The organism is Pseudomonas syringae, assembly GCF_021605415.1.
GTDB lineage: Bacteria > Pseudomonadota > Gammaproteobacteria > Pseudomonadales > Pseudomonadaceae > Aquipseudomonas > Aquipseudomonas syringae_S.
In genome coordinates this window covers 96,484-114,014 of sequence record NZ_WKEQ01000013.1, presented here as the reverse complement: position 1 = coordinate 114,014, position 17,531 = coordinate 96,484, and the positions used below count along the sequence as shown (strand labels likewise).

The 17,531-nt window shown below is 58.6% G+C and carries 16 protein-coding genes; 10 read left to right on the top strand and 6 right to left on the bottom strand.

Annotation, left to right across the window (positions count from 1 at the left end):
• Positions 1-7 precede the first annotated feature (7 nt).
• The 5 genes from rpsD (at position 8) to bfr (ending at position 4,386) form a co-directional block, all read left to right on the top strand.
• A complete protein-coding gene (gene rpsD, locus GIW69_RS11985; protein ID WP_003176404.1) occupies positions 8-628 on the top strand; it encodes a 30S ribosomal protein S4 in 621 nt (206 codons plus the stop codon).
• A gap of 22 nt (positions 629-650) precedes the next feature.
• Positions 651-1,652 carry a DNA-directed RNA polymerase subunit alpha gene (locus tag GIW69_RS11980; protein ID WP_003176403.1) on the top strand — a complete coding sequence of 334 codons (1,002 nt, stop codon included), beginning with the start codon at positions 651-653 and terminating at the stop codon, positions 1,650-1,652.
• Between the two features lie 42 nt (positions 1,653-1,694).
• Positions 1,695-2,081: a 50S ribosomal protein L17 gene (rplQ, locus tag GIW69_RS11975; protein WP_024778333.1), complete on the top strand. Its 387-nt coding sequence runs from the start codon at positions 1,695-1,697 to the stop codon at positions 2,079-2,081.
• A 236-nt stretch (positions 2,082-2,317) separates the two neighbouring features.
• Positions 2,318-3,772 (top strand): catalase, encoded by a 1,455-nt coding sequence (locus tag GIW69_RS11970; RefSeq protein WP_236482759.1) that lies wholly within the window; start codon positions 2,318-2,320, stop codon positions 3,770-3,772.
• Positions 3,773-3,921: 149 nt separating this feature from the next.
• Positions 3,922-4,386, top strand: a complete 465-nt coding sequence (bfr, locus tag GIW69_RS11965; protein ID WP_236482757.1) for a bacterioferritin — start codon at positions 3,922-3,924, stop codon at positions 4,384-4,386.
• A gap of 66 nt (positions 4,387-4,452) precedes the next feature.
• Here the strand turns inward: bfr and uvrA are convergent, their stop codons facing one another.
• Entirely contained in the window at positions 4,453-7,287 is a 2,835-nt protein-coding gene (gene uvrA / locus GIW69_RS11960; protein ID WP_236482755.1) for an excinuclease ABC subunit UvrA, read from the bottom strand.
• A gap of 191 nt (positions 7,288-7,478) precedes the next feature.
• On the opposite strand from uvrA, the gene GIW69_RS11955 reads away from it, so the two are divergent.
• Together GIW69_RS11955 and GIW69_RS11950 are read left to right on the top strand one after the other, a co-directional pair.
• Positions 7,479-8,876: an MFS transporter gene (locus GIW69_RS11955; protein ID WP_236482753.1), complete on the top strand. Its 1,398-nt coding sequence runs from the start codon at positions 7,479-7,481 to the stop codon at positions 8,874-8,876.
• Positions 8,877-8,885: 9 nt separating this feature from the next.
• Positions 8,886-9,401: a single-stranded DNA-binding protein gene (locus tag GIW69_RS11950; protein WP_236482751.1), complete on the top strand. Its 516-nt coding sequence runs from the start codon at positions 8,886-8,888 to the stop codon at positions 9,399-9,401.
• Between the two features lie 225 nt (positions 9,402-9,626).
• Here GIW69_RS11950 and GIW69_RS11945 read toward each other — a convergent pair whose 3' ends face one another.
• The gene (locus GIW69_RS11945) at positions 9,627-10,181 is read right to left on the bottom strand and encodes a cysteine hydrolase family protein (protein ID WP_236482749.1); all 555 of its coding nucleotides are present in this window, start codon (positions 10,179-10,181) and stop codon (positions 9,627-9,629) included.
• A 100-nt stretch (positions 10,182-10,281) separates the two neighbouring features.
• Between GIW69_RS11945 and GIW69_RS11940 the strand changes: the two genes are divergently transcribed.
• The 3 genes from GIW69_RS11940 to GIW69_RS11930 all read left to right on the top strand — a co-directional run bounded on the left by GIW69_RS11940 (position 10,282) and on the right by GIW69_RS11930 (position 13,322).
• Entirely contained in the window at positions 10,282-11,283 is a 1,002-nt protein-coding gene (locus GIW69_RS11940; protein WP_236482747.1) for a GlxA family transcriptional regulator, read from the top strand.
• Between the two features lie 187 nt (positions 11,284-11,470).
• Positions 11,471-12,577 (top strand): DUF3182 family protein, encoded by a 1,107-nt coding sequence (locus GIW69_RS11935; protein ID WP_236482745.1) that lies wholly within the window; start codon positions 11,471-11,473, stop codon positions 12,575-12,577.
• Complete coding sequence (locus GIW69_RS11930) at positions 12,567-13,322, top strand: alpha/beta fold hydrolase (protein ID WP_236482743.1); 756 nt, start codon at positions 12,567-12,569, stop codon at positions 13,320-13,322. Before GIW69_RS11935 ends, GIW69_RS11930 begins: the two co-directional genes overlap by 11 nt.
• 71 nt (positions 13,323-13,393) lie before the next feature.
• On the opposite strand, the gene GIW69_RS11925 is transcribed toward GIW69_RS11930, so the two are convergent.
• Genes GIW69_RS11925 through GIW69_RS11910 form a run of 4 tightly spaced genes read right to left on the bottom strand, consistent with a single transcriptional unit; the run spans position 13,394 to position 17,356 of the window.
• Positions 13,394-14,368 carry a lysylphosphatidylglycerol synthase domain-containing protein gene (locus tag GIW69_RS11925; protein ID WP_236482741.1) on the bottom strand — a complete coding sequence of 325 codons (975 nt, stop codon included), beginning with the start codon at positions 14,366-14,368 and terminating at the stop codon, positions 13,394-13,396.
• Positions 14,365-15,639 (bottom strand): cardiolipin synthase ClsB, encoded by a 1,275-nt coding sequence (gene clsB / locus GIW69_RS11920; protein WP_236482739.1) that lies wholly within the window; start codon positions 15,637-15,639, stop codon positions 14,365-14,367. The genes GIW69_RS11925 and clsB overlap by 4 nt, the downstream gene beginning before the upstream one ends.
• Positions 15,636-16,433, bottom strand: coding sequence for an endonuclease/exonuclease/phosphatase family protein (locus GIW69_RS11915; protein ID WP_236482737.1), 798 nt, complete (start codon positions 16,431-16,433; stop codon positions 15,636-15,638). Before GIW69_RS11915 ends, clsB begins: the two co-directional genes overlap by 4 nt.
• Positions 16,430-17,356, bottom strand: coding sequence for a DUF72 domain-containing protein (locus GIW69_RS11910; RefSeq protein ID WP_236482735.1), 927 nt, complete (start codon positions 17,354-17,356; stop codon positions 16,430-16,432). The genes GIW69_RS11915 and GIW69_RS11910 overlap by 4 nt, the downstream gene beginning before the upstream one ends.
• Positions 17,357-17,531: the final 175 nt, after the last annotated feature.

Genomic DNA, 17,531 nt, shown 5'->3' with positions numbered 1-17,531 from the left:
GTAAAGAATGGCTCGTTACATTGGTCCAAAATGCAAACTCGCTCGTCGCGAAGGCACCGATCTCTTCCTGAAGAGCGGCGTGCGCGCGATCGAATCGAAGTGCAACATTGAAGCAGCACCTGGTATCCACGGCCAACGCCGCGGTCGCCAGTCCGACTACGGCACCCAACTGCGTGAAAAGCAGAAGGTACGTCGTATCTACGGCGTTCTCGAGCGTCAATTCAGCGGCTACTACAAAGAAGCTGCTGGCAAGAAAGGTGCAACCGGTGAAAACCTGCTGCAACTGCTCGAATGCCGTCTGGACAACGTTGTATACCGTATGGGCTTTGGTTCTACTCGTGCCGAATCCCGTCAGCTGGTATCGCACAAGTCGATCAGCGTTAACGGTCAGACCGTAAACGTTCCGTCCTACCAGGTTCGTGCTGGTGACGTGGTCGCAGTTCGCGAGAAAGCAAAAAACCAACTTCGCATTGTCCAAGCTCTCGATCTGTGTGCCCAACGTGGCCGCGTAGAATGGGTAGAAGTAGACACTGAGAAGAAGTCGGGCGTTTTCAAGAACGTTCCAGCTCGCAGTGATCTGTCCGCCGACATCAACGAAAGCCTGATTGTCGAGCTCTACTCCAAGTAAGGGCTAGAAAATAGGTGCATCCATGCAGATTTCGGTAAATGAGTTCCTGACACCCCGCCATATTGATGTGCAGGTTGTCAGTCCAACCCGCGCCAAGATCACTCTCGAGCCTCTCGAGCGTGGTTTTGGCCACACCCTGGGCAACGCGCTGCGACGCATCCTGTTGTCCTCAATGCCCGGCTGCGCAGTAGTCGAGGCCGAGATTGACGGTGTACTCCATGAGTACAGCGCCATCGAAGGTGTACAGGAAGATGTAATTGAAATCCTGTTGAACCTTAAAGGTCTGGCTATCAAGCTGCACGGTCGTGACGAAGTTACGCTGACCTTGTCGAAGAAGGGTTCGGGGGTGGTTACCGCTGCCGATATTCAGCTGGATCATGATGTCGAGATCGTTAATCCCGATCACGTAATCGCTAACCTGGCGTCTAACGGCGCCCTGAACATGAAGCTCACCGTAGCTCGTGGTCGTGGTTATGAACCAGCCGACTCGCGTCAGAGCGATGAAGACGAAAGCCGCAGCATCGGTCGCTTGCAGCTCGACTCTTCGTTCAGCCCGGTTCGCCGTATCGCATACGTGGTGGAAAACGCCCGTGTCGAGCAGCGTACCAACCTGGACAAGCTGGTTATTGATCTGGAAACCAACGGTACCCTGGATCCTGAAGAGGCTATCCGCCGCGCTGCAACCATTCTGCAACAGCAGTTGGCTGCGTTCGTCGACCTCAAGGGTGACAGTGAGCCAGTGGTTATCGAGCAGGAAGACGAGATCGATCCGATCCTGCTTCGCCCGGTTGACGATCTGGAACTGACTGTACGTTCGGCTAACTGCCTTAAGGCGGAAAACATCTACTACATCGGCGACCTGATTCAGCGTACCGAAGTAGAGCTGTTGAAGACTCCGAACCTGGGCAAGAAATCCTTGACTGAAATCAAGGACGTTCTGGCCTCCCGCGGTCTGTCCCTCGGCATGCGCCTCGACAACTGGCCGCCTGCAAGTCTTAAGAAGGACGACAAGGCGACTGCCTGATCGTCGTAATCACCGAACGTAGTGTTTGGTAAGGAATGAACCATGCGTCATCGTAAAAGTGGTCGTCACCTGAGCCGCACCAGCTCGCACCGCAAGGCTATGTTCCAGAACATGGCGGTGTCGCTGTTCGAGCACGAGCTGATCAAAACTACTCTGCCAAAAGCCAAAGAACTGCGCCGCGTTGCCGAGCCGCTGATCACTCTGGCCAAGACAGACAGCCTGGCTAACCGCCGTCTGGCTTTCGACCGTACTCGTTCGAAAGCTATCGTTGGTAAGCTCTTCAACGACCTGGGCAAGCGTTACGCTACCCGTGAGGGTGGCTACCTGCGCATCCTCAAGTGCGGTTTCCGCGCTGGCGACAACGCGCCTATGGCGTACGTCGAGTTGGTTGATCGTGCTACCGGCGGTGAAGCTGTATCCGCTGAGTAAGACGTCAGTCTGAAACGAAGAACCGGGCCTTGTGCCCGGTTTTTTGTGCCTGTAGGAAAAGCCTCATTCATACAAGCTTCCTCCTGACTCTGTTGCCACTATGTGCTGGAATCGATCGTTAGTATTTTTCTATTGATAGCTGCGAGTTAATGAATTTGTAGCTGTAACGTTGATGGTCAATACTCCCGCCAAGCCGATTAGCCGGCAGTTCAAGACTGACAGAGGAAGAAAATCGTATGAGCCAAAACAAAACGCTTACGACCGCCAGTGGCGCGCCGGTCGCTGACAACCAGAATTCCCGCTCCGCCGGCCCTCGCGGCCCGTTACTGCTTGATGATTTCCACCTCATTGAGAAGCTCGCTCACTTCAACCGTGAAAACATTCCTGAGCGCCGCGTTCATGCTAAAGGCTCGGGCGCCTACGGCACTTTTACTGTCAGCCGCGACATCACCGAATACACCAGTGCGAAGCTGTTTTCTGAAGTCGGTAAACAAACACCGACGTTCCTGCGCTTTTCCACGGTGGGTGGTGAGCGTGGTTCGGCTGATACTGAGCGCGATCCGCGTGGCTTCGCTTTGAAGTTCTACACCGAAGAAGGTAACTGGGACATCGTTGGTAACAACACCCCAGTGTTCTTCATCCGTGACCCGCTTAAATTCCCGGATTTTATCCACACGCAAAAACGTCTCCCGCAGAGCAACCTGAAAAGTGCCCAGATGATGTGGGACTTCTGGTCTCACTCACCCGAAGCGCTGCACCAGGTCACCATTCTGTTTTCCGATCGCGGCATTCCCGACGGCTACCGTCACATGCACGGCTTCGGCAGTCACACATACAGCCTGATAAGCGCCCAAGGTGAGCGTCACTGGGTGAAATGGCACTACAAGACCAAACAAGGCATCAAAAACCTCGCGCCAGCAGACGCTGCCCGCTTGGCCGGTACCGATCCGGACTACGCACAACGCGACCTGTTTGAAGCGATCGAGCGCGGCGACTTCCCGAAATGGAGTGTTTGCATGCAGGTCATGACCGAAGCGCAGGCGGCGGCTCATTACGAGAACCCGTTCGACGTCACTAAAACCTGGTCGCAGAAGGAATTCCCGCTGATTGAAGTCGGTGAGCTGGAACTGAATCGCAATCCGCTGAACTATTTTGCCGAAGTCGAGCAAGCCGCGTTCGGGCCGAGCAACATGGTTCCCGGTGTGGGTCTGTCGCCTGACCGCATGTTGCAAGGTCGGGTATTTGCTTACGCCGACGCACACCGCTACCGCATCGGCACCAATCACCAGCAATTGCCAGTGAATGCGCCGCGTAGCCCGGTGAATACTTACCAGCGTGACGGTTCGATGGCGTTCGGCAGCAATGGCGGCGCAGCACCGAATTACGAGCCGAACAGCTATGTCGAATCGCCGAAGCAGGCGCGGCATTACGCAGAACCGGCATTGGCTTTGAGCGGCGCTGCAGATCGCTACGATCACCGCGAAGACACCGATTACTACAGTCACGCCGGAGCGTTGTTCCGACTGATGAATGAAGATCAGAAGGCGTTGCTGGTGAGCAATATTGCTGGTGCGATGGCTGGTGTAACGAGCGACGTGGTCGATCGTCAACTGCAGCATTTCTTCAAGGCCGATGCGGCGTATGGAGAAGCAATCGCAAAGCTGCTTAACGTACAGCTTAACGAAGTCTAAACGAGAAGCAGAACCGCCCTCATTCGGGCGGTTTTTGCGTTATTTCGGCTACTTTTCTCAGACTTTCTTCGCTTTTATTGCGCATGAAGGGTGACCTTCCAGTCATGTTGGTTCAAACTACAGGCTTTCAGGCAGGGAGATGTAGGGCGATGCAAGGCCACCCAGATGTAATCGATTACCTCAACACGTTGCTGACCGGCGAGCTGGCCGCGCGTGACCAATATTTCGTTCATTCGCGGATGTATGAGGACTGGGGGTTCACCAAGCTCTACGAGCGCATCAACCACGAAATGGAAGAAGAAGCCGGTCATGCCGATGCTTTGATGCGTCGGATCCTGATGCTCGAAGGGACGCCGCGCATGCGCCCGGATGACCTGGATGTCGGCACTACGGTTCCGACCATGCTCGAAGCCGATCTGCGTCTGGAATATAAAGTTCGTGCCGCGTTGTGCAAAGGCATCGAGCTTTGCGAGCAACACAAGGATTACGTCAGCCGCGAGATCCTGCGGGTTCAGCTCAACGACACCGAAGAAGATCACACCTATTGGCTTGAAAAGCAGTTGGGCCTGATCAAGTTGCTCGGTCTCGAGAATTACCTGCAATCCCAAGCCTGATTGCAAAACGATGAAAAAAAGCCCCTGTCACGGATGAAGTGACAGAGGCTTTTTCATGGGCGTCGGTCAGGCCCGGTCGCGGATTAGCAAGGGTTTAAGGTAGTAGCCAGTATGGGACTGTTTCATCTCGGCGACTTCTTCCGGCGTTCCGGTGGCAATGATCTGTCCACCTTTCGAGCCACCCTCCGGGCCGAGATCCACCAGCCAGTCGGCGGTCTTGATCACGTCAAGGTTGTGCTCGATCACCACCACGGTATTGCCGTGGTCGCGCAAGCGATGTAGCACATCGAGCAACTGCTGGATATCAGCGAAGTGCAGACCGGTCGTCGGCTCATCGAGGATGTACAGGGTCTTGCCGGTATCGCGTTTGGACAGCTCACGGGACAGCTTGACCCGTTGCGCTTCACCACCGGACAACGTCGTCGCCGACTGGCCGAGCTTGATGTATGAAAGACCGACATCCATCAACGTTTGCAGCTTGCGCGCCAATGCAGGAACCGCGTCAAAGAATTCCCGCGCTTCCTCGATCGTCATCTCGAGGGTTTCGTGGATGCTCTTGCCCTTGTATTTGATCTCAAGGGTTTCGCGGTTATAACGCTTGCTCTTGCACACATCGCACGGCACATAGATGTCCGGTAGAAAGTGCATTTCCACCTTGATCAGGCCATCGCCCTGGCAAGCCTCGCAGCGCCCACCTTTAACGTTGAAGGAGAAACGTCCCGGGCCATAACCACGGGAGCGGGATTCCGGCACGCCAGCGAATAACTCGCGGATCGGCGTGAACAGCCCGGTGTAGGTCGCCGGGTTGGAACGCGGCGTCCGACCAATCGGGCTTTGGTCGATGTCGACAACCTTGTCCAGATGCTCCAGGCCTTTAATGCTGTCGTGTGCCGCGGCTTCCAGTGTCGTTGCACCGTTGAGCGCGGTCGCGCTGAGCGGGAACAGCGTGTTGTTGATCAGCGTCGATTTGCCCGAGCCGGAAACCCCGGTCACGCATGTCAGCAAACCAATCGGAATATCCAGGTCGACGTTGCGCAGGTTGTTGCCGCGTGCGCCTCTGAGCGACAGGTTCAGTTTCTTGTTGCGTGGTGTACGTTTCGCCGGCACTTCGATTTTCACGCGCCCCGACAGGTATTTGCCGGTCAGGGAATCCGGATGCGCCATGACTTCGTCCGGCGTGCCCTCGGCCACGATATGTCCGCCGTGGACGCCAGCGCCCGGGCCGATGTCCACAACGTAGTCAGCGAGGCGAATAGCATCCTCGTCATGCTCGACCACGATCACCGTGTTACCGATATCGCGCAGATGCTTGAGCGTGCCCAGCAATCGGTCGTTGTCCCGTTGATGCAAGCCAATGGACGGTTCGTCGAGGATGTACAGAACGCCTACCAGACCGGCACCGATCTGGCTGGCCAGACGAATACGCTGCGCCTCTCCGCCGGACAACGTGTCGGCGCTGCGATCCAGCGACAGGTAATCCAGGCCAACGTTGACCAGAAATTGCAGACGTTCGCGGATTTCCTTGAGGATCTTGTCGGCAATCTCTCCGCGGCGGCCGGTCAGTTTCAACTTGCCGAAATATTCGCAGGCATCCCCGATCGGCAGATTGGTCACCGCCGGCAGGGTTTTCTCGCCGACCCAGACGTGCCGCGCTTCCCGACGCAGGCGGGTGCCACGGCAATCCGGGCACGACTGCGTGCTGAGGAATTTAGCCAGTTCTTCGCGCACCGAAGCCGACTCGGTCTCACGATAACGGCGCTCCAGGTTCGGCACGATGCCCTCGAACGGATGTGAGCGTTTGACGATATCGCCGCGATCATTCAGGTATTTGAAATCGACGTTCTGCGAGCCGCTGCCGTGCAGAAGGTACTTTTGCTGATCGCTCGGCAATTCGTTGAACGGTACCTCCAGGCTGAACTTGTAATGCGAAGCCAGTGATCCGAGCATCTGGAAGTAATAGACGTTACGCCTGTCCCAACCGCGAATCGCGCCCTCCGCGAGGGTCAGCTCACCGTTGACCAGTCGTTTGATATCGAAGAACTGCTTAACCCCCAGGCCATCACACGTCGGGCAGGCGCCGGCCGGGTTGTTGAAGGAGAACAGCTTCGGTTCCAGTTCGCTGATCGCGTGGCCGCAAATCGGGCAAGCGAAGCGCGCGGAGAAGATCATCTCTTCGCCCGGCTCGTCGTCCATCGGCGCCACCAGTGCGATGCCGTCCGCGAGTTTCAGCGCGGTCTCGAACGATTCGGCCAGACGTTGCTGCAGATCGGCACGCACCTTGAAGCGGTCGACAACCACTTCAATCGAATGCTTCTTCTGTTTATCCAGCTTCGGCAACTCGTCCAGCTCGCAGAGCCGGCCGTTGACCCGGGCGCGGACGAAGCCCTGGGCGCGCAATTCTTCGAAGACGGAAAGGTGTTCGCCTTTGCGCTCGCGGATCACCGGCGCCAGCAGCATCAGTTTGCTGCCTTCAGGCTGGGCCAGCACCAGGTCAACCATCTGGCTGACGGTCTGCGCTTCCAAAGGAATATCGTGATCCGGGCAACGCGGCATACCAACACGTGCATACAGCAAGCGCAGGTAATCGTAGATTTCGGTAATGGTGCCGACTGTCGAGCGCGGGTTGTGCGAGGTCGATTTTTGTTCGATGGAAATCGCCGGCGACAAGCCTTCAATGGTGTCGACGTCGGGTTTTTCCATCATCGACAGGAACTGCCGGGCATAGGCCGACAGGGATTCAACATAGCGGCGCTGGCCTTCGGCGTAGAGCGTGTCGAATGCCAGCGATGACTTGCCGGATCCGGACAGGCCGGTGATGACGATCAGTTTGTCCCGTGGCAGGGTCAGGTCGATGTTCTTCAGGTTGTGGGTTCGGGCCCCACGAATCAGGATCTTGTCCAAAGTGGCCTCGCTCGGCGGGCGTCGAAAACGTAGGAGTATACGGGCAAATACTGGATGGATGCACACTATCAAACCAGCGATTGCGTGACCTACATGAAGAGAGTTTCATCTGTACGCGTCAAAGCGTCGCGATGTACCCCGTCAATCGTTGGGACTGGTAGAATCGCCGCCGGTTCACACGAGGTTTTTCCATGCATGATCCCCACAGCGAACGCATGAGTGGCAGCGAGACCCGCGCAGCGAGCGGTCTGGCCCTTGTGTTCGCCTTTCGTATGCTCGGCATGTTCATGGTGTTGCCGGTGCTGGCGACCTATGGGATGGACCTGGCCGGTGCGACCCCTGCGCTGATCGGCTTGGCCATTGGCGCCTACGGCCTGACCCAGGCGATTTTCCAGATTCCGTTCGGCGTCATTTCCGACCGCATCGGCCGCCGCCCGGTGATTTACCTGGGGTTGATCGTCTTCGCCCTCGGCAGCGTGCTGGCCTCTCAAGCCGATTCGATCTGGGGCGTGATTGCCGGCCGGATCCTGCAGGGCGCCGGGGCGATTTCCGCTGCGGTCATGGCGCTGCTTTCGGATCTGACACGCGAGCAGCATCGCACCAAGGCGATGGCCATGATCGGCATGACCATCGGTCTGTCGTTCGCCGTGGCGATGGTCGTCGGGCCATTGCTGACCCGCGCCTTCGGTCTGTCCGGCCTGTTCCTCGCCACGGGTGGCATGGCGCTGGTCGGTATCGTCATCGTGATGTTCATGGTGCCCAAGTCCACCGGGCCATTGGCTCACCGTGAATCCGGCGTGGCGCGTCAGGCGTTGCTGCCGACGCTCAAGCATCCGGATTTGTTGCGCCTGGATCTGGGCATCTTTGTGTTACATGCGATGTTGATGTCGAGCTTCGTCGCATTGCCGCTGGCGCTGGTCGAAAAGGCCGGTTTGCCCAAGGAACAGCACTGGTGGGTCTACCTCACCGCCCTGTTGATTTCTTTCTTCGCCATGATTCCGTTCATCATCTATGGCGAGAAGCGACGCAAAATGAAACGAGTTTTGCTCGGCGCCGTCCTGACGCTGATGCTCACTGAGCTATTCTTCTGGAAGTTCGGCGACAGCCTGAGGGCTCTGGTGATCGGTACGGTGGTGTTCTTCACCGCGTTCAATCTGCTGGAGGCTTCTCTGCCGTCGCTGATCAGCAAGGTTTCACCGGCAGGCGGCAAGGGCACGGCCATGGGCGTGTACTCCACCAGTCAGTTCCTTGGCTCTGCACTCGGCGGGATTCTCGGCGGCTGGATGTTCCAGCATGGCGGTCTGTCGGCTGTGTTCCTTGGATGCAGCGGGCTGGCTGCCCTCTGGCTGGCCTTTGCTGTTACCATGCGCGAACCTCCCTATGTGACGAGCCTGCGCTTGCCGTTGTCGCCCGAGGCGATCCGCGAAGCGGGTCTGGTCGAGCGCCTTTTGGCGGTCACTGGGGTAACAGATGCTGTCATCGTTCCAGACGAAGCCGCTATCTATATCAAATTGGACACAGAACTATTGGATCGCACCACCCTTGAGCGCCTGGTGAACAACCCGGCCGGGGCAGAGTGCGTAGCCTAGGAGAACGTTATGGCCCGTGGGGTTAACAAAGTCATATTGGTCGGCACTTGCGGCCAGGATCCCGAAGTTCGCTACTTGCCTAACGGTAACGCCGTGACCAACCTGAGTCTGGCGACAAGCGAACAATGGACCGACAAGCAAACCGGTCAGAAAGTCGAGAAGACTGAATGGCACCGTGTATCGATGTTCGGCAAAGTCGCGGAAATCGCCGGTGAATACCTGCGCAAAGGTTCGCAGGTCTACATCGAAGGCAAGCTGCAGACCCGCGAGTGGGAAAAGGACGGTATCAAGCGTTACACCACTGAAATCGTGGTCGACATGCAAGGCACCATGCAACTGCTGGGCGGCCGTCCACAGGGTGACCAGCAGCAGGGCGGCAACAACTACCAGCAGTCGGCGCCTCGCCAACAGGCTCCGCGCCCTCAGCAGTCGGCGCCTCAACAGCGTTCGGCCCCGGCCCCTCAGCAGGCCGCACCGCAACCGGCTCCGGACTTCGACAGCTTCGATGATGACATTCCGTTCTAATTCGCCGCTGAATCCGCTCTGAACAAAAAGGCCCTGCGCTGTAAAACGCAGGGCCTTTTTTGTGAGTGGTGATTTTCAGGCAAGAATCAGATCCGATAGAAAACGGCTGAAGTCTTCAGTGATCAGGCTGAGGTCTTCGATATCGATACGCCGTGATTCGATGTCGACTTTTTCGGCGATTAAGCAGAATGGCCGATGGTTTTGCAGGGTGTTTGGATAAACGGCTCAGCGCGTTTCGATGAGGAACGCCTGGGTCGAAACGACATTCGCATAAGCAAACCCCAGCGCCGCCATGAACGCGGCATGCACATGCGCTGCCGGCACGGTCACACCGTTGAATTCCAGATCACGGCTGGCGCAGGCATCGTGAATCACCGTCACGTCATAACCCATGTCCGCCGCCGCACGGGTGATGCCGTCGACACACATGTGGCTCATGCTGCCGACCACCACCAGTTCTTTTATTTCTTTCTGCTCAAGGATCGCTTGCAGGTCGGTCTCGCGGAACGAATTGACGAAGTGTTTGAGCACCACGGGTTCGTCTTCGCGGTTAAGTACTTTCGGATGAAGCTTGGCGCCGTCCGAGCCCGGGGTGAAAAATGGCGCGTCCGGCGAGGTGAATTCGTGACGGATATGCACCACCGAATCGCCCGCCTCGCGGAAAGCCGCGATCAGCTTCGCGGCATTGTCGGCGGCGGCCTCGGCACCGGCCAGCGGCCATTTGCCTTGTGGGAAGTAGTCGTTCTGGATATCGACTACGATGAGCGCTTGCTTGGCCATGGGTGTGTCCTCGAATGTTGTTGGGGTGTGGCGTCAGTATTGACGCCTGCGCTGCCTTGAGGGATTGGCCGCACCGACAATAAACAGGGGAAAACTGACAATGGGCGCAGAAAGGACAGTCACCGGGCCGGCGGTTGCTGAGTTGGGTGTGCTGGTCTATCCCGGTGTGCAACTGGCGGCCGTGCACGGGTTGACCGATCTGTTCGCGGTGGCCAACCGGATCGCCGCCGAACATCCGTCTGCGCGCCTGCCGTTGCTGCGCGTCAGCCATTGGCAGGCTGAAGGCGATCAGGCGCCGTTGCGGATTTACGACAGCCACCCGGGTGCGGAGAACGGTTTGCTCGCCGTGCTGATTCCGCCGTCCATCGGCGGCTTTTCTGCCGGTCAGGCGTCGGGCGAATTGTTGCGCTGGTTACGCGAACAGCATGCGAGCGGCGCAACCCTTGGTGGTGTGTGCGTGGGCTCGCTGATGCTGGCCGAAAGCGGTTTGCTCGATGGCCGCAGCGCCACCACCCACTGGACATCGGCCAAAGCGTTCGCCGAACGCTATCCGGCGATTCAGCTCAAGGCTGATACGCCGATTGTCGACGACGGCGACCTGATCACCACGGCCGGGCTGATGGCCTGGTCCGAGTTGGGGTTGCGCCTGGTCGATCGGTTGCTCGGGCCGAGTGTCGCCAGCGGCACGGCAAAATTTCTGGTGGTGGAACACAGCGACAGCGCCAGCGCGTGCGGCAGTAATTTCGCGCCGATTCTCAACCATGGCGATGCGGCGATCCTCAAGTTGCAGCATTGGTTACAAGGCAGCGGGGCGACCGATGTCTCGTTGGCGATGATGGCCGAGCGTGCCGGGCTCGAGGAACGCACTTTCCTGCGCCGGTTCCGCGCCGCGACCGGGCTCAAACCGACCGAGTACTGCCAGCACCTGCGCGTCGGCAAGGCACGGGAGATGCTTGAGTTTACCAACGGCACCATCGACCACATCGCCTGGACGGTGGGCTATCAAGATCCCGGCGCGTTTCGTGCGACCTTCAAGAAAATCACCGGCCTTGCACCAAGCGATTACCGCGCAAAGTTTGGCGTGACCCCGCCCCGGGTGTAGGAGCCTGCGGCAGCTGCTAACGGGGGATTCGTGAGGCGGGAATCGTGCAAATTGCCGGGCATCCAGGTTCGGTCGTGCAGATTGAAACGGTCGCAGGACTTGCCGGCTGCGCTTTCCGGGCACCCGCGTCTTGGCCTGATCCCTGCAATCTTTGTTCTACATCCAACGAGCTGATAAAGGGGAACGCATGACCCCCATACCGAAGAAAATCGTCGTCGCCCACTCCGTGCGCGCCGAGGCGCCGCAACACGAAATAGACACCAACAAGGCGCTGGCCCGCTGGCTGGCGCAGATTCTCGGACTCAAATTCGGTGGCAGTTACGACCCCGAAACCCACCACGGTCGCGACCTCTATCTGCTGCCGACCCAAACCATCGTCGGTGCCGATGCCGCGCAGACACTCGGTGTCACAGGCCCGGACGATTTGTGGGGCGGTTACGTCGAGCACGATTTCATCTGCACCAAAGCCATCAGCCATGGCTTGCGCAGCCACCTGGCCCACGCGCCTGACGGCTGGTCGCCGCTGTTTTCCGAGCGAGTACGCAACGTGGTGCTTGATGGCTTGAGCGTGTTTGCCCTGGAGGATGCAAGGCCCGCCGCCGAGCATTTGTTGTACAGCGGGCCGATCCGTCTCAAACCGATTCACGCCTGCGCCGGTCGGGGTCAGGAAGTCGTCAACAGCCTTGACGAATTCGACGCGATCATCGCGCGCCCCGATGCCGACAAGCTCTTCGGCGAAGGCGTGGTGCTGGAGCAGGACTTGAGCAAGGTCATCACCCATAGCGTTGGCCAGTCATTCATCGGTGGCAGGGTGCTGAGTTACTGCGGTGATCAATACTTGACCAAGGACGGTCAGGGTGAAGAGGTCTACGGCGGCTCGAATCTGCTGGTGGTGCAGGGCGGTTATGAGGATCTGCTGGCGCTGGATCTGCCCGACGACGTACGACTGGCCATCCAGCAAGCAGAGGTTTTCGACGCGGCGGCCAACGAGGCGTATCCACGTTTTTATGCCTCGCGGCGCAACTACGACATCGCCCAAGGCCTGGACAGTGAAGGCAACACCCGCAGCGGCGTGCTTGAGCAATCCTGGCGCATGGGCGGTGCCAGCAGCGCCGAAGTGGCAGCGTTGCAGAGTTTCGTCAACGACCCGGGCATGCGCGCGATCCGCGTGTCGTCGGTGGAAACCTACACGGATCAGGCGTTGCCGGCCGATGCCATCGAGGTATATCGCGGCCCTGCGGAAAACAGCGACTTCCTTCTCAAATACGTAACGGTCAAATCCTATGACGGCTAGAAGCGAAAGCATTCAAATCGACATTGATGATGAACAGATGAGCGGGACGTTTCTCAGTCCCAAATCGAAAGTGCCGGGGGTGTTGTTTGTCCATGGCTGGGGCGGAAGCCAGGAGCGGGATCTGGAACGGGCCAAAGGCATCGCCGGTCTCGGTTGCGTGTGCCTGACCTTTGACTTGCGCGGGCACACCGGCGGCACCGGCATCCCGCTTACCCGAGTCACGCGTGAAGACAATTTGCGCGACCTGCTCGCGGCCTACGACCGCTTGCTGGCGCACCCGGCGCTCGACACCTCGGCCATCGCCGTGGTCGGCACCAGTTATGGCGGTTATCTCGCTTCGATCCTCACCTCTTTGCGCCCTGTGCGTTGGCTGGCTTTGCGCGTGCCTGCGCTATATCGCGATGAGCAGTGGAATACGCCGAAACGCGAACTGGACAAAGCCGACCTGCGCGATTATCGCGGCTCGCTGGTGCGCGCCGACAACAACCGCGCACTGCATGCCTGTTCGAATTTCACCGGGGATGTGTTGCTGGTGGAGTCGGAAACTGACGAATTCGTGCCCCACGCGACGATCATGAGCTACCGCGCGGCCTGCCAGCAGACGCACTCGCTGACCCATCGCATCATCGACGGCGCCGACCACGCGCTGAGCGAGCCACAATCCCAACAGGCCTACACCAGCATCCTGGTGGACTGGATCACCGAAATGGTGGTGGGCGAGCGGTTGAGCATTATCCAGTCCTGAAGATCAAAAGATCGCAGCCTGCGACACCTTCGCGAGCTTGCTCGCGAAGACTGACTAATCGGCAACAACGATCATTTGGGTTTCTTCTCGATCCGCAACGCCTTGGCTTTCGCCTCGACCGTCAGATACATCACCAACGTAATCAACAGCGGCAGCAGAAAATAGATCGCCCGGTACGCCAGTAACCCCGCCACCAGACTCCCTTGCGAAGTCTCATGTTGCAATAGCGCCACAAATACCGCTTCAAGCACGCCAAGACCTGCCGGAATATGCGTGATCACCCCGGCAATCGCACTGATCAACAGCACGCCGAGCACTAACGGATAGTCGAGCTTGCTCGGTAACAAGGTGAAAATCACCGCCGCCATCAGCGACCAGTTCAACGCCCCGAGCAGCAGTTGCAACACCGCCATGCGCAACGATGGCAGGTTGATTTCCACATTGCGAATCGACCATTCGCGTTTTTTCGAGAAGCGGCACGCCGCCAGATACCCCGCACTCACCAACAGCAACAACACGCCGATGCCCTGCAACGCGACGCTGTTGATTTTCCAGCCCGGCGGCATGGTCACCAGGCCGCTGCTGAAAATCGCCCCAGCGATGGTCATGTAGCCAAACCAGTTGGTCGCCAGGCTCAAGCCGAGAATCTTGGCGATGTTCGCCTTGCTCACGCCCAGCCGTGAATACAAGCGATAACGCATGGCGATGCCGCCGACCCAGGCGCTCAAATTGAGGTTAAAGGCGTAACTGATGACACCCACCGGCAGGATCTGTTTCCAGGTCAGATCCTGGCGAATGTAGGTGCGGCCGATCAGGTCGAAACTGGCGTACACCAGAAAACTCACCAATGTCAGGCTCGACGCGATGATCAGCGTGCGCACCTTGAAATCTGCAAGGGTTTCCAGCACTTCGGCCCATTCGATGCGCGTGGCGAACATCGTCAGCAACACGATCAGGGCCAAAAAGAACAACAGCGTCAGCGGACGTTTCCACCGGCTCCAGCGCGACTGGGTTGCAGGTGCAGCGTGAACTTCAGTATGGCTCATAGGCCGTCTCCGCCAAACGGCTTGAGCCGTGGTTTATGCGCGGGCAACCAACCGGCCATTGCCGGGAAGTGCCGCAGAAAGTGAAACACCAGAAAACCCACGGTCATGCGCCACAGACGCCCCTTGGGTGCCTTGGCCGGATCCATCGCCTTGCAGTGGTTTTCGCTGAGGTCTTCGAGGCGGTTGAACAGCTTGCGGTTAAAGGCGCGGTCGCGGATCAGCACATTGGCTTCAAGGTTCAGCGACAAGCTCAGCGGGTCGAGATTGCTGGAACCGACAGTGCTCCAGTCCTCGTCCACCAGGGCGACTTTGCCGTGCAGCGGCCGTTCGCAGTACTCGTGGATCTGCACGCCGGATCGAAGCAGATAGTCGTACGTCAGGCGGGCGGCGAGCTTGGCCACCATCATGTCTGGCTGACCTTGCAAAATCAGGCGTACCTCGACGCCACGGCGCGCGGCGTTGCGGATCTCGCGCAGCAAGCGATAGCCGGGGAAAAAATAGGCGTTGGCGATCACCACGCGCCGTTGCGCGGTACGCAGCACTTGCAGGTACACCTCTTCGATATCGTTGTGATGCTGATCGTTGTCGCGAAACACCAGGCGTACCTGGCCGTCGTGATCGTTGATCGCCAACTCTGAGTGACGCTGCTTTCGGCGCTGCCACCAGTATTTGGCGCGGCCCTGACGACCGCTTTGCAGCAAGGCGAAATGATGGATGTCGGCCACTGCCGGGCCCTGGATTTCAACGGAATAATCCTGCTTCGCTTCCGGGCCGAAATCGGCGAGGTGATCACCGGAAAAATTAATCCCGCCAATGAATGCAATCGTGCCATCGACCACCACAATCTTGCGATGCAGGCGTCGGAACCAGTTGGTGCGAATGCCCAAATGTTTCGGCGCCGGGTCGAACATTTGCAGATGCACACCGGCCTCGCTCAACGCCGTGAGATAGCCGGTGGTCAATTCGCCGCAACCGAAGCCGTCCAGACTGACGGTGGTGCGCACGCCGCGTTTCGCCGCATCGATCAGAATCTGCTGCAATTCGAGGCCGACCTTGTCTTCGAAAACGATGAAGGTTTCCAAAAGGATTTCGCTCTGCGCGGCACGCATCGCCTCGAATACCCGAGGGAAATATTCCTCGCCGTTTTCCAGCAACTCCACGCGATTGTTGCCCTGCCAACCGTACTCGACATCAACGATGCCCGGTTCGCGTACCGACGCCGTAGTGCTGATGTGCTCTACGGCGGTTTTCTCCAGCGGTGCGCTGCTCATAGTTCGATCTCCACCGATAACGGCACGTGGTCGGAAAGGTGTGACCAGGGACGATTCGCCAACACTTTCGGCTGGCTGGCCTTGAGGTTGCGCACGTAAATCCTGTCCAGTCGCAGGGCCGGCAGACGCGCCGGGAAACTGCGTGCCGGTTTGCCATGGTGCTCGGCGAACACCTCGCGCAGGCCGCAGGGTTTGAGCAATGCGTCGGCGCGCTGGCGCCAATCGTTGAAGTCTCCGGCGACGATGACCGGCGCGTCTGGCGGCAGCTCGGCCAGACGCTCACCGAGCAGTTTCAGCTGCGCGTTGCGATGCGTTTCTTTCAGCCCCAGATGCACACAAATCGCGTGCACTTCGTTGCCATCGCCGGGCAGACGCAAGACGCAGTGCAACAGGCCACGGTTTTCGTGGCCGCTGATCGATACGTCGAGGTTGTCATGGCGGATGATCTGGAATTTCGACAGCAGCGCATTGCCGTGATCGCCCGCCGGGTACACCGCATTGCGTCCATAGGCGAACTGCGGCCACAAAGTGTCGGCGAGGAATTCGTACTGCGGCATCGCCGGCCACTCGGTGTAGCGCTTGGGATGATGTTCGTGAGTGCCATGGACTTCTTGCAAGAACACCACGTCGGCGGACACGCTGCGGACCGCTTCACGTAATTCCGGAAGGATGAATCGCCGGTTGAGCGCGGTGAAGCCCTTGTGGGTGTTGACCGTCAGCACGGTAAAACGGTGCACGACAGGGTCGATGGTGGCCTGCTCGTCAGTCATGCCGACCGGATCGGGAAGGTTCATGACAGCACTCCTTCGGCAGCCGGTTCACCGGGGGCGACTGCCAGGTCTTTGTCGAGTTCGAAGCGCTCCAACAACTGGCGTGCGTCATAGGGCGCGTGGACTTTGACGTCGTTGTCGAAGTAACAGAACACCTCGCGGGATTTACGTGCGCGCGGTTTCAGGCGCGGCGCAATCAGGTGCGCATCACCGGGTTGGTGGCCGTGATGCCAGGCATCAATCCGGTCACCCCAGCGGTTAAGGGCTTGGGGCGAATAGCCGCTGGCGTAGAGTTCTTCGGCGCCATGCAGGCGCACGTAGACGAAGTCACTGGTCAGGTCTTCCCGATAAGGCCATTTACCGGCGGTGTCAGCAACCACCAGCGCGGTGTTATAGCGCTTGAGCAGGCGCACGAAGTCCGGATCGATGAAGCTTTCGTTGCGGATTTCCACTGCGTGGCGCAGCGGCTTTTTACGCCACGCCGTTGTGCTCGCCTGTCCTTTGTAATGTTCGTCGTGCTGGCGGGCGAGGGCGGCGGCCGCTGCGGTATCACGCGGCAATTGCCCGAGGAAGTTCTCGAACAGTTCGGCGTCGAATTTGAAATTGGGCGGGAATTGCCAGAGGAACGGGCCGAGTTTTTCCTTGAGCTCCAGCACGCCGGAGGCGAAGAAATTTGCCAGAGGCTTGTGGATTTCCCGCAGACGACGAGTGTGGGTGATGAAACGCGGGCCCTTGACGCTGAACACGAAGCCATCCGGGGTTTCGTCATACCACTGGGCGTAGCGTTCGGGCCGTTGCAGGGCATAGAACGAGCCATTGATTTCGATGCTGTTGACCGCCCGCGAAGCGAATTGCAATTCGCGTTTCTGAGTCAGTCCCTTCGGGTAGAAATCCCCTCGCCACGGTGCGTAGCGCCAGCCTGAAATACCGATATGGATCGCCGCCATGCCGCCCTCCCGTTGAATGCGTCTGTCTGTGGATGACTTCGGTGAGGGCCGTAAAGTTTCGCCAACCCTACCGATGGTCGCCTTCCTTGCAGGCACTACCGCAGGCTGTAATCGTTTGATGTTGTTTTTTTCGGATCAAAAGATCGCAGCCTGCGGGCCCCCCCGGACACAATAA